The organism is Flavobacterium collinsii, assembly GCF_946903285.1.
Lineage (GTDB): Bacteria > Bacteroidota > Bacteroidia > Flavobacteriales > Flavobacteriaceae > Flavobacterium > Flavobacterium collinsii.
In genome coordinates, this window is record NZ_OX336425.1 from 1162657 (window position 1) to 1175496 (window position 12840).

The following is a 12840-nucleotide window of genomic DNA, read 5'->3' on the forward strand; positions in this document are numbered from 1 at the left end:
TTTCTGTTTTTATTTAGATAAATATGCCTTGTCTGCTCCGTCGGAGCAAAATATTTATAGCAAATAAATCCAGTTGGAAAGGAAGCTCCAGTGGAGCGGTATACTTTACGTCCGCAGTTTTTTTCATTTTCCTATTCCTAGGATTCTTTAATTATAAAAGATTTAATGTATTTTCTTTATAAGAAATAAGCTCTTGGAAACTGCTGCTGTGAAAGAGCCCTGATAATAACATGGTGCGAAGTACCTTGAATAATGATGATGCTTCTTTCAGCCCTTTTTTTAACAAAAGATGTCGTTTAAACAATAAAAGAGATGTTGAAAAACATCTCTTTTATCTTATTCTAATAATAATTTTACGTTTAAGATCCTGTTTAGTTTTTTAATATTTTGTTAGAGATCTTTTTACCATTTTCAAGTTTTACAGCTACTATATACCATCCGTTTTGGAGCCCGGAAAGATTTACTTTATTTTTATTTTTCAGGGTGATAACATTTTCACCATTCATATCAAAAATATATACGACATCAATTTTTTCTTTTGTGTCGATACTTAGCTCTTCCTTAACGGGGTTAGGGTAAATAATTAGAGAAGAATTAAAGCTTAGATCATCATTTAGAGTAGCAGTACTGGACTTGCTAGTGCTAGAAGTTTGATTGATATAATAATCCTGCAATTTTTGAATCCAAAAATGATCATCAGTCAGAGTGGTTCCCGGGTTTCCAATTCCATCCGTACTAGCTCCTACACCTGCTCCCATTAAGACAAGTTTGGTTCCGCTACTTTTTACCTCTGCAAAGTGATTTCCAAAAGTCACTTTTTTTGTGGTGGGATTAACCTGAAGTTTAGGGTCGGCATGTTTATTCTGGCTGAAATAGTTATAACGATTCGCGTCATTTGAGAAATTTACGGTATCCCCAAAGAAAAAAGTAGTAGCAGAATCTTCGTAGTGCTGGCTGGTATTATTTAAAATTTGGAAAGGACCTGCAGTTCGTTCATTTAGAGTCTCTGAACCATTGATATGTCCTACCGGGATTTGCCAGAGGACCACATGTTTACCGGAGGCTTCGTAAAGTTTTTGAACAAAATTTAGGTAATTCATCCAGTGGTCATTATTCCAGAACCAGGTATAAGAGAAGGGATCAGCAGGGTTTCCTGTACTTCCGGCACCCATAGCATCAAGACCATATTTGTCAATAGAAATAAAGTCTGCACTATTAGACATAATTCCCATACTATTGGTGTATTGAAAAATATCTACAGCGGTTTGTTTAATTTTGTTAAGCTGGGTAGTAAAGGTTCCGGTATCTGTTTCTCTGATAATTCCTTTTGGACCGGCTACACCAGATTTTGCCCAAAGATTGAGCTGCCATCCAAATTCCATATTCAGGTTTTCGTCAGTTCTTTTTTTGTTGAGTTCATAATTGATTCTTTCTACCAGCGTTTTCAAAGTACCTACATTTTGGGCAATACTTGTTGCATTTACGGCTGTTGTAGTAGTTATAGGTTCGTTAAATTGTTGCATATAGCCCAGAAAATCAGGTTCTAATACCACTCCAAAAAACTCATCTCCCAGTTCCGCTTTAACCTGATTCAGAAAAAGGTTGAGATTATTGAAATAAGCCGTCATATAGGAAGCATCTTTTACGTGAGCCAGATCCAGCTCGTAAGATTCGCTTCCGTCGGGAATGTTATAAAAAACAAAGAAAGGAATGAGCCCCATTTTTATAGAATTCCTTGCAAATTTTATAGCTCTGTCAGGTTGCCAGGTATTCCATCCGGCGATTGGCCCTCCATTGATATAGATGTATCGTACATCCATTCGGTTATTCTTGAGCAGATTGCTGTCGTCGATATTGTTGTTGTAAAAATTGACATCATCGGTAGTGTCTTCGGATACAGATCCTACAGAAACATAATCAGGATAGCGTAATGGGCTTCCATTGGTATTGTCTATTCTTAAGCCAAGATGATATATCGTACCATCTGAAGTTGTGATCTGAAGTCCGGATCTGCCTGCTTTTTTAGGAGTGATTTTTAAAGTATTTCCGGTAATCGTGTAATCAAATACAGTAATGTTTCTTCTTTTTAATGAAGTGATACTCTTATCAAACACGAATGTTTTAGGTATTCCATTAACCGCTTTTATTTGATTGGGAAGTGATGCAAAGGAAATATTTTGTGTGGCAGGATTCACAATAGTAAGTTGTAAACCGGATGTTGCTGTAGTTCCATTGTTGTCTGTGACTGCTATTTGTAGTGAATTGCTTCCATAATTCTGAGGTGTCCAATTAAAGGTATAAGAATTTTGTGCATTGGTAGTCACAGTAGTATTCGTTCCAGCGGTGAGATCTTTAAACAGTATGCTGCTAATTGAACTTCCGGACGAAGGCTGAATAGTAAAAGTAATGCTTATAGGCGAAAAATTAAGTTGAGTATAGGAAGTAGTGTTTGGCGGACCGGTAATAGTTATCACAGCAGGAGCAGTAATCGCAATTTTAACAGTTGTGTTTACTACGGTGCTTACCCCAACCGAATTTACAGTGGTATATCGAATGTTGTAATCCCCATAAGCGATTGGGGTCCAGTTGTACGATACAGTGTTGCCGGATAAACTCATATTGTAAGTCGTATAAGAAGATTCCGTTGTCTTTTTTATTTCGACCTTAGTTTGTGTTGCCGACAAACCATACAGATTGAGTGATGCGGTAAGATTGATAGCCGATAATGTACTTTTTATAATAATTTGTCCATCTGCGTAGGCAGGAGAAATGGTTATAGGCTTGATACACACACCAAGAAAAGTGTAAGCAGAAGACTGATCAGGAATTTCTGTTCCGGCGACCCAGTACTTGGCTTTATAGACACCGTTATTGTATCTTATAATGTTATTTACATTGTAGTTGGGGGTTGCGCTGTTCCAGTCAGAAACGGTATTGCATGCGGTATAAGCCAGGGATGGATTATTAATAATTAATTGTTCGTCACAGCTTCCTACCGCAGACCAGACACTGTTTGATCCGGGTGTGCTGCCGGGTCCCTGAGACCAGGAATTGTTTTTGTACACAATATTGTTATAACGGACATAAGAGTTACTGGAATATTGTGTGGCGGAATACCAAGCAGGAATTCCGCAGGAGCTGCCTAACTGGGCTTTAGCCAAAGTTGGAATAAAACAGACAAGAAAAGAGAAAAATAAAAGTTTATAATTTTTTATCATAGTAAAAACATTTAATACGTTATACATTCCGTTAATTGTGATTGTTTGAAAAAACGTAATAGTTTTAGTCTCTTTAAATTTGGTACCTAAAGTTTAAAGATTAACCATACGCAAATCAAATATAGTAAGAAATTACTTTATGCAACTACTCAGGAATGTAAGTGAAATATTTGAATTTCAGTAGTTTGGTTTTCTGTTTTGAAAAAAAAGGTAAAGAATTCAGTGCTGAATATTTTGTGAGAAATAGTGTAAAATAAGGCGGTGACCTACAATAATTAAAAACCCGACAAGCTCTAAAACTTGTCGGGTTTATTAAAATTTGGCACGTAAAAGCTTGATTAATAAGTATTAAAAAAGTAGATTTTTTCTAAATTAATAACATAATATCTAAAAAATGTGATTTTATCGGAATGGTTTTATTTTTCAAAAAAGAATACAATAAAACTACCAGAACTTAATGTACAAACCTGCAATTATCAATACTGTAATTACGATTAAAACGGTCGTTTGCGGTTTTACTTTAAACATTTCAGCATCGATTTCAAATGCCTTAGGATTTACTTTTGGTCCTGCAAAACTTATCGCGATCATTGCCAAAGTGGTAAAGATGAATGATAGTCCCATACAAATGTGGAAAGGGATTTCAAATGCTCCTTTTCCGTTTGGATATGCGGTGTATAATAAAGTCTCATTTCCAAATAATGCAGGCGCATATTCGTTGAATAATATTGACAATGCAAATCCTAAAATCACACCCACCACAGCAGCAGCTCCGGTAGTTCGTTTCCAGAACATCCCTAATACGAACATGGCAAAAACTCCGGGACTGATAAATCCGGTGTATTTTTGGATGTAGGTAAATCCTCCGACACCTCCAATTCCTAAAATATCATTCCATGTAAACAACACAGCCAAAAGCATTGCGGCAAAAACGGCAATTCGGCCAATGTTTACCTGTTGTTTTTCACCAGCTTCTTTTTGAATGTATTTTTTATGAATATCTAACGTATAGATCGTCGAAATACTGTTTACTTTTCCGGCTAGGGAAGCTACAATTGCAGCGGTTAATGCTGCTACCGAAAGCCCTTTTAATCCTGTAGGCAAGAAAGTAAGTACAGCAGAATAGGCTCCGTCTTTTCCTCCAACTAATTGTGGTAAATGTCCGTTTTGATATAAAACGTAAGCAGCAATACCGGGTAACATTACGATTAAAGGCATTAACAATTTTAGCATACCTGCAAATAAAATACCGGTACGGGCTGTTTGCAAATCGGCACCCAGAGCTCTTTGTGTAATGTATTGATTACATCCCCAGTAATTTAAGTTGATGATCCAGATACCGGCAAGGTAAGACATCAATCCAGGGAAAGTCAGGTATTTGTTAATGTCAAGCTGAGAGGATGTTGCGGTTGGTTTTGGAATAATCATTTTAAAATGTTCCGGAGCTTCTCTCATCAAAACTTTAAAACCTTCGATTGCATTTTCACCAACATGAAAATAATGCCCCACGGTTGTTAAAGCAATATAGGAAGTGACCAAACCTCCAATAATTAAAACAGCGACCTGAATAACATCGGTATAAGCGACAACCTTCATACCTCCAAGAGAGATAAACAAAGCAAACAGAGCCAATCCGATCATGATAATGTGAAGATATTCTCCTCCGGCCATGCCATTAATAGCGACAGCACCCAAATACAAAATAGAGGTTAAGTTTACAAAAACGTATAAAAACAACCAGAAAACGGCCATGATTAAAGCAGTCGATTCATTATAACGTGTTTTTAAAAATTGCGGCATCGTGTAAATCTTGTTCTTAAGGTACACGGGAATAAACCAAACGGCAACGACTATCAAACTAATGGCTGCAATCCATTCGTAAGCGGCAACGGCAATTCCTAAAAAGAAACCTTCACCACTCATTCCGATAAATTGCTCTGCCGAGATATTTGAGGCAATCAAGGACGCTCCAATAGCCCACCAGGTTAGGTTTCCTTCGGCCAAAAAGTAAGCTTTAGCATCTTGTTCGTCTTGTTTACGTTTTCGGTAAACCGTATAACCGTAGGCCGAGACTACGATGAAGTAAATAATAAAAACCGCATAATCTGCGAAAGCAAGGTTCTGGTTCATTGATGATAATAATTTTATAATTAGTAAAGGTGATTGTTTGATTAATACAGGGTGAAAAAAACAGTATTTCGATGAGGTGGTTTAAATACTGTTTTTTTTAATGTTGGTTTAAGATTTAATATTCGTTTTTGTTGTGATTTGTATGGTAAAAATGAGGGGCCAGAACCAAAAGCGAAAACACACAATTGTGAACACACTGTTTTTTTAGTGATTCTTAAAGGTGTCTATTCTTTTTGTTTCTTATTTTTTCTTCAATTTGTAATGGATGTCTGATTGTTGTCTTAAAACTTCGGCACTTCTTTCAGGGGTAATGTCTCTTTGGGATTCGCCTAACATTTCATAACCAACCATAAATTTCTTTACTGTCGCTGATCGCAACAAAGGCGGATAAAAATGCATGTGAAAATGCCATTCAGGATGCTCTAAACTATCTGTAGGAGACTGATGAATTCCTGACGAATAAGGGAAAGAAGTACTAAATAAATTATCGTATTTGATGGTTAGTTGTTTTAAAATCACTGCAAAGGAATTGGTTTCTTCTTCCGTAAAATCAGTAATTTTATTCAGAACTCTTTTGCTTACAATCATAGTTTCATAAGGCCATGTTGCCCAAAACGGAACGAGAGCAATAAAGTCATCGTTTTCGATTACCACACGATCCCCCGTTCTTAATTCAGCCTGAATATAATCCTGAAGTAGTGTTCGGTTGTTTTTATCAAAGTACGATTTCAGGCTGTTTTGTGTTTTTTCAACCTGAGTTGGAAGTGATGACTGTGCCCAGATTTGTCCATGAGGATGGGGATTACTGCAGCCCATAATACTTCCTTTGTTTTCAAAAATCTGAACGTGATTGATGTATTTGATACTTCCCAGATCAGTGTATTCTTTTTGCCAGATTTTAATAATGTTTTCAATTGCACCAATTTCCATCTCCGGCAAAGTAAGGTCGTGCCTTGGCGAAAAGCAGACTACTCTGGAAATTCCCTGCTCGGGTTTTGCTTTAAAAAAGGTGTGTTTGATATCTTCTTCAAATATAATTTCGTCCTGCTTCATAGCGGCAAAATCATTTTCAAAGACAAAGCTGTCTTTGTAGGTCGGATTATGTTCCCCATTAGCACGAACGTTGCCTGGACATAAGTAACAGGTTGGGTCATGCTCTGGAAGAGTTTCGGTTGCAAGGGTCTCGTTTTGCCCTTGCCACGGACGTTTAGCACGGTGTGGTGATACTAAAATCCATTCGTTTAGTAATGGATTGAAACGTCTGTGTGGATCTTCGTTAATGTCAAAATTTTTCATTTGTAGTTTTTATGATATTAAAGTAGTCTTGTTCCGTTAGATATTGTTACATCATAGAATTTTAATTCAATCCCAAATGTATTTAAATAAAGATTTGAAAACTTGTTTTTTACCTCATTTTCATACCCTTTTTTAATAAAATTGATGGTGCACCCCCCAAAACCACCCCCCATTAGGCGTGACCCAACAATAAAATCATTTGTTTTTGCATTATTTACGAGCATATCCAGCTCGGGACAACTTACTTCGTATTCTTGTGATAAACCATAATGTGCTTCAAAAAGCAATTGTCCTAAAAGTTCAATATTTCCCTGATCTAAAGCTTCGCAGGCCTTTACTACGCGGTTAATTTCCTTTACGACAAAATGTACTCTTTTAAAAACCGTTGGTGTCATTTGATCCTGAATGCTCAAAAGCTGTTCTTCGGTACAATCTCTAAAGCTTTTTATTTGTGGAAAATGATGTTTTATAATCGTTAGACCTTGTTCGCACTCCAGTCTTCTGGTATTGTATTCAGAGGTAAAAAGGGAATGTTTTACATTACTGTCGAATAAAACCAGAGCATAATCTTTAAAGTCAGCATTGTGATATTCAAAATCCAGCGTATTACAATCTAGCTTTATAACCTTGTTTTCAAGACCATGAACGCTTGAAAACTGATCCATAATACCACAATTGATACCCACCCAGTGTTCGGCCTTTTGTCCTAGTAAAGCGATGTCGGCTTTTTTGATTTTTAAATCGAAGAGTGCTGTGATTCCGAAAATCATTCCGCATTCTAAAGCCGCCGAAGAAGATAAACCTGAACCCACCGGAATGTTACTGCTAAAAACACAGTTGAAACCTTCGAATACAAAACCGTTCTCCTGTAATTGCTTGATTACACCACGAAGATAATTCGTCCAGACATCGTCACTTAAACGGATTTCTGCTTTTAAATCAATTTCAAACGCTTCGTTCAAATCGATGGCAATTATTTTAGAACTGTTGGAGTTGTTTTTCTCAAAGGCAAAACAAATTATTTTGTCAATGGCCGCTGGTAAAACATAGCCGTCATTGTAATCAATATGTTCTCCGATAATATTGATCCTTCCGGGAGAGAGCACGACTTTTTGAGGAGCCGATCCGAACGACTTTTCAAAAAAGGCGATTGTGTTTTGTATTAGAATATCATTCATTATGTTGGGGTTGAAAGAAATAGCTTGTAATTCTGGTTGTCTTTTTAACAGTTAGTTGATGTTTTCAAATTGGTAAAGGGTTTTGTGGTGATAGGTTTCGCCTTTTTTTAAAACCGAATTCGGAAAATGTCTGTGGTTAGGTGCATCCGGAAAGTTTTGTGTTTCGAAACAAATTCCACTAAATGGGTGGTAAGTTGCATTTTCTTTTCCTTTTAAAGTATTAAAACAGTTCCCGCCTACATAAATATGAACGCTGGGCTGATTGGTAAAAACCTTCATCTGCAGATTGTTTTTAGCACTGGATAAAATGGCAGCGACCTTATTTTCTGACTCAATTACAAAAGAATTGTCAATTGATTCCGGACACTTTTTAAGCACTCTAAAATCAAAATCATGTTGAGAAAGAGCGATGAAATTTCCTGTTGGGATATTCTCAGCATTAGTTTCTAATATTTCACCAGAATCAATAAATAGCATTTGATTTGACAGGTCCGCATCATGTCCGTCAAGATTAAAATAACTGTGATGCGTAAGATTTACGACAGTATCTTTGGTTGAGGTGGCTGTATATTCTAATTTTAATTCGTTTTCTTCCGTTAAAGTATAGGTCAAATCAACTTGCAAAGCTCCCGGGTAATGCTCTTCTAAATCTTCACTTAAAAGACTTAAAGTTAACGAAGGATTATCGCCGGAAGTAATATGGGTAATGTTCCATGTTTTTTGTCCAAAGCCAACGTTTCCACCATGTAAAGCATTACCGTTACTATTGGTATTCAGTTGAAAGGTTTTATCGTTTAAAGCAAAAGCACCTTTATCGATTCGTCCAGCGTAACGCCCAACAGTAGTCCCGAAGTAAGGAGCACTTGGCAAATCATAAGAAGCCAGATAAGATTGCAAAGTATCGAAACCTAAAACTACATCAACAAGTCCGACCGTTGCAACCGGAATTTGCAGAGAGGTTAATGTCGCACCGTAATTGATAATTTGTGCTTTCATCCCGTTTTTATTACATAATTCAAAAGAAAGAATTTCTTCGTTATCGGGTAATAAACCAAATGATTTCATGGCAGATTTATCCAGAATATGTGATATACGTTTTATTTCCATATTTTTTTTACCAAAAATGAAATCCAAAAATAGAAACAATATCTGTTTTTACATACCAGTACCTACCAGTTTTTTGTATATTGCACCAAAATCCATTTTTGTATGAACATAATTTCCATTCAAAGTAATATTGGTTTGCCCAAATACAAACAGATAATTATGTCTGTTGAAAAAGCAATTGAAGAAGAAAAATTGGTAAAAGGCGATCGGCTTCCGTCGGTAAATAAAGTTTGTCTGGCTTTTTCGTTGTCGCGAGATACGGTATTATTAGGTTATGATGAGCTCAAAAAAAGGGGGATTATTTATGCCATTCCGGGCAAGGGTTACTATGTTAAAAGCGTTGAAATCAACATCAAACAGAAGATTTTTTTACTGTTTGATGAGTTAAACAGTTTTAAAGAAGACATCTACAATTCGTTCATAAAAAATATTGGAAAAAATGTTCAGGTCGATATTTTCTTTCATCATTTTAATGTTCAGGTATTTCAAAAACTGATTACTGACAGTAACGGAAATTATACAAAATACATTATAATGCCCACCAATTTAACCGATGTGACCGATGCGATAAAAAACCTACCAGTAGGGGAAGTTATCATACTGGATCAAACCAATCCGGATCTAAAATCGTATCCGGCGATCTATCAAAATCACGAGAAAGATATTTTCGAAGGTTTAACTAAAGGAAAAGCGAGAATGAATAAGTATAAGAAGCTCATTTTGATTTTTCCAGGATTTAGAGAACCATTGGGAATGAAAACCGGTTTTATTGCTTTTTGTACGAAGTATGATCTTAACCATGATGTTATCACCGAATTTACAAACGGCGAGATTAGTGTAGGGGATTTGTACATTATTCCAAACGATCGTGATTTGGTTCGTGTAATTGAAAATGCAAGATCGCAAAGTCTAAAACTCGGAACCGATTTTGGGATTATTTCCTATAATGAAACTCCTTTAAAAAAGGTTGTTGCCAATGGCATTACCACCATTTCAACTGATTTTGAAATGATGGGAGAAATTTTGGCCAATATGGTATTACTGGGGCACAAGGAACAAATAGAAAATAAATCGTCTCTACTGATTCGAAACTCATTATGATTTTTTTTAGTTTTTGTACAATTATTTGGGCTGTGCCGTAAAATTTCAAGTTTATTTTTTGAGACCGTACCGCCAGACTTTTACAAGTTCAAAACAAAATTGTTGCGTAATTTTTCCTCGTATTTTTCCTTATTGAAGGTGTAGAGATAAGAACCTTTTCGGGAAGACTGCATGTCTTTTTCGTCCAGTTTGTTCAGAATCTCCATCGAATTAATTTTGCTGATAAAGTTTCGTTTGTCTAATTCTTTACTCAAAATAGCTTCATATAACTCTAATAATTGGCGCATCGTGAATTTCTCAGGAAGTAATTCAAAACCAATTGGTTTGATCGAAGTTTTGTAGCGTAATATTTTAATGGCCTGCTCTACCATTTCGTTATGATCAAAAATTAAACTTGGTGCCTCGGCAACACTAAACCATTGGGCATGGTAGTTTTTAATTAGCTCGGCATTGTGGTTTTCAATATTAATCAAAGCATAATACGAAACCGAAATGGTTCTTTCTGCCGGGTCACGATCAATGTCGCTGTAAGCATATAATTGCTCCATATAAACATCGTGTAAACCTGTATAAGTATTTAAAACTCTTATCGCGGCATTGTCCAGTACTTCATCTTGTTTTAATAAACCTCCCATCAATGACCATTTGCCTTTTTCCGGTTCAAAGCCTCTTTTGATTAAAAGAATTTTCAAACCTTCACGATCAAATCCAAAAATAATGCAATCTACTGCTAATAAAACTTTATCTGCAGTACTATAACTGTTAAGCATATTCAAATTTTTAGTGGTAAATATTTAAGCCCTTTAATTTTGTTATTCAATTTATTAAATGTCGTATTTGCATTTAAAAATGTAACCTTTTGTAAAAGTTACATTCTACAAAAGTAATGGTTTTTTGATGCTAAAATCATTATCAAAGCGATCATTTTTTAACTTTTTTTACGAGTTTTTTTGAATAAAACGCCTATTTATACTGCAAAGCGTCATTTTTACGCAATCAAAAAGGAGGAAATTTCTTTCTTTATGAAAAATCCTTTAAAGATTATTTTGAGGATAAATTGATTTTGTTAAACCTGATTTTGACCTCGACCCGGAAATGAAATGCTGTTAGCAATACCAATTTTAGAATCCGCGAATGAATTGAAAAGGGCATTAGAGAAAAGAATGAAAAATCCTTAAAAAAAGAAAAATGATCCTAACAGAAGTTCGTGAGAGATGGCGGATTTAGAGCTAAAAAACGTTGCTGAATTTCCTTACACATCGGTATTAAATACAGGCTTTAGCTCAGTAAAATGGAATATAAATTTACTTTTTTTGAAATTTTTAAAAGGCGAATAATCAGAATATTGCAAGTAATAGACTTAAAAACACAGTATGAATTTTTGGCATTATTAATTTTATTTAGTCTAAATAAGATAGTTTTGTGTCATAATTTTTATTTCTATGGAAAAGCAACATCTAAACATTAATGCCAAAAACTTCCCGGAGATCTATGAATTGTATTGGAATGAGCTGTTTTGTTTTTGCAGGCACCATACAGGTGATGAAGAGGCCGCAAAAGAAATTGTTCAACAAATTTTCATCAGTATTTGGGAAAGACGGGAAAAACTACAAATTGAAACCTCGGTCAGAGCTTATTTATATGGTTCTCTAAAACTCAAAATACTGGAATACCATCGAAAGCAGGCTACCAAAAAGAAACATGAAAGTATTCATTTTGTTGAAATGAATAAAGTTTCTAACGATACCGAAGAGCATGTTTTACATAAGGATTTGCTTCGGGAATTACAACTTGCCATCAATACACTTCCGGAACGTTGTCGACAAGTATACTTAATGAGTAGAGAAGACGGGATGGACAATCGTTCTATTGCTGCCTCGCTTGTAATTACGGAGAAAGCTGTTGAAGGAAATATTACAAGAGCACTCCGACATATCCGTGACCGCTTAAAAGTTTTTCGCAGTTTACTTCTTTTTTTTACTCCCTTGTGTAGGGTTAGCGAAGACTTGTGCAACTACATAATTACATAACAAAACCAAGACTGTGTTTATTACATCCGATTTATTAGAAAAATATGCGCGAAAGGAATGCGATGCCACCGAAAGGGTACTGGTTGAGCAATGGTTAAATGTTATAGATTTAGAACGTGAGGTTATAACTTCTCCGCAGCGACAGGGATTAAAAGAAGAAATCTGGAACAATATTGCTGCCAGAACGATTCTTGCAAAACCAAAACCAAAATCTCAGTACAGATTCCTTTACGCAGCACTAACCAGTGCGGCCTGCGTGCTATTTGGCATTATAAGTTTACACTATTATAATTCGTCAACATTTGCTTCACATATTTTAGTGAACAATCTGAATGGGCAGGAGGCCAAGAAAATAAACATCGGTAAATTATCTTTTTTGATCGAGCCGGGAAGCATGTGCAACATTTCAATGGATTTTTTGGGTCAGGCAAACGATGTTAAGTTTTGTGGTGCTGTTTCGGTTAGTAGTGATTCAACAACCTTACGGGAGTTTAACATTGGTACAGGAACTTCAGGCTGCGCCAATATTTATCAGGACAAGGTAAAATTACAGAAAGGGCAAACGTATCTCGCTATGACAGATGCTGAGTATAACGTAATCACGGCAACCAGAGATGAAATAGCAGAAGGCCTGCCGAGAGTATTTAGTTCAAGACTTTCGGAACGTTTTAATTTATAAGAAGTAATAAATAAGAAGAATAGATAAGGAAAACGATATAACTGAAATTAAAAAGTTATTGGTTTAGGGAATAAATTATCAATGATGCAATTTAAAAGAAT

9 protein-coding genes are annotated in these 12840 nt (G+C 35.7%); 3 read left to right on the forward strand and 6 right to left on the reverse strand.

Annotated features, from left to right (window positions below):
• Positions 1-371 precede the first annotated feature (371 nt).
• The 5 genes from OGZ34_RS05225 to OGZ34_RS05245 form a co-directional block, all read right to left on the reverse strand.
• Positions 372-3218 (reverse strand): T9SS type A sorting domain-containing protein, encoded by a 2847-nt coding sequence (locus OGZ34_RS05225; protein ID WP_263362347.1) that lies wholly within the window; start codon positions 3216-3218, stop codon positions 372-374.
• Positions 3219-3662: 444 nt separating this feature from the next.
• Positions 3663-5348, reverse strand: coding sequence for a sodium/sugar symporter (locus tag OGZ34_RS05230; RefSeq protein ID WP_263362348.1), 1686 nt, complete (start codon positions 5346-5348; stop codon positions 3663-3665).
• A gap of 240 nt (positions 5349-5588) precedes the next feature.
• On the reverse strand, positions 5589-6644 hold the full coding sequence (locus tag OGZ34_RS05235) for a UDP-glucose--hexose-1-phosphate uridylyltransferase (protein WP_173964745.1): 1056 nt from the start codon (positions 6642-6644) through the stop codon (positions 5589-5591).
• A 17-nt stretch (positions 6645-6661) separates the two neighbouring features.
• On the reverse strand, positions 6662-7822 hold the full coding sequence (gene galK, locus OGZ34_RS05240; RefSeq protein WP_263362349.1) for a galactokinase: 1161 nt from the start codon (positions 7820-7822) through the stop codon (positions 6662-6664).
• Between the two features lie 51 nt (positions 7823-7873).
• Positions 7874-8929 (reverse strand): aldose epimerase family protein, encoded by a 1056-nt coding sequence (locus OGZ34_RS05245; protein WP_263362350.1) that lies wholly within the window; start codon positions 8927-8929, stop codon positions 7874-7876.
• Positions 8930-9031: 102 nt separating this feature from the next.
• Here OGZ34_RS05245 and OGZ34_RS05250 point away from each other — a divergent pair, with 102 nt between their 5' ends.
• The gene (locus OGZ34_RS05250; protein ID WP_173964748.1) at positions 9032-10030 is read left to right on the forward strand and encodes a GntR family transcriptional regulator; all 999 of its coding nucleotides are present in this window, start codon (positions 9032-9034) and stop codon (positions 10028-10030) included.
• A gap of 80 nt (positions 10031-10110) precedes the next feature.
• Here OGZ34_RS05250 and OGZ34_RS05255 read toward each other — a convergent pair whose 3' ends face one another.
• Entirely contained in the window at positions 10111-10800 is a 690-nt protein-coding gene (locus OGZ34_RS05255) for an NUDIX hydrolase (RefSeq protein WP_263362351.1), read from the reverse strand.
• 672 nt (positions 10801-11472) lie between these two features.
• Between OGZ34_RS05255 and OGZ34_RS05260 the strand changes: the two genes are divergently transcribed.
• Both OGZ34_RS05260 and OGZ34_RS05265 read left to right on the forward strand, forming a co-directional pair.
• Positions 11473-12060, forward strand: a complete 588-nt coding sequence (locus OGZ34_RS05260; RefSeq protein ID WP_263362352.1) for an RNA polymerase sigma-70 factor — start codon at positions 11473-11475, stop codon at positions 12058-12060.
• 13 nt (positions 12061-12073) lie between these two features.
• Positions 12074-12739 (forward strand): hypothetical protein, encoded by a 666-nt coding sequence (locus OGZ34_RS05265; RefSeq protein WP_263362353.1) that lies wholly within the window; start codon positions 12074-12076, stop codon positions 12737-12739.
• The last annotated feature ends 101 nt before the right edge of the window (positions 12740-12840 follow it).

Bases quoted from the DNA above. Each gene is read 5' to 3' on its own strand.
- OGZ34_RS05225 (WP_263362347.1), bottom strand. From the start codon at position 3,218: ATGATAAAAAATTATAAACTTTTATTTTTCTCTTTTCTTGTCTGTTTT.
- OGZ34_RS05230 (WP_263362348.1), bottom strand. From the start codon at position 5,348: ATGAACCAGAACCTTGCTTTCGCAGATTATGCGGTTTTTATTATTTAC.
- OGZ34_RS05235 (WP_173964745.1), bottom strand. From the start codon at position 6,644: ATGAAAAATTTTGACATTAACGAAGATCCACACAGACGTTTCAATCCA.
- galK (WP_263362349.1), bottom strand. From the start codon at position 7,822: ATGAATGATATTCTAATACAAAACACAATCGCCTTTTTTGAAAAGTCG.
- OGZ34_RS05245 (WP_263362350.1), bottom strand. From the start codon at position 8,929: ATGGAAATAAAACGTATATCACATATTCTGGATAAATCTGCCATGAAA.
- OGZ34_RS05250 (WP_173964748.1), top strand. From the start codon at position 9,032: ATGAACATAATTTCCATTCAAAGTAATATTGGTTTGCCCAAATACAAA.
- OGZ34_RS05255 (WP_263362351.1), bottom strand. From the start codon at position 10,800: ATGCTTAACAGTTATAGTACTGCAGATAAAGTTTTATTAGCAGTAGAT.
- OGZ34_RS05260 (WP_263362352.1), top strand. From the start codon at position 11,473: ATGGAAAAGCAACATCTAAACATTAATGCCAAAAACTTCCCGGAGATC.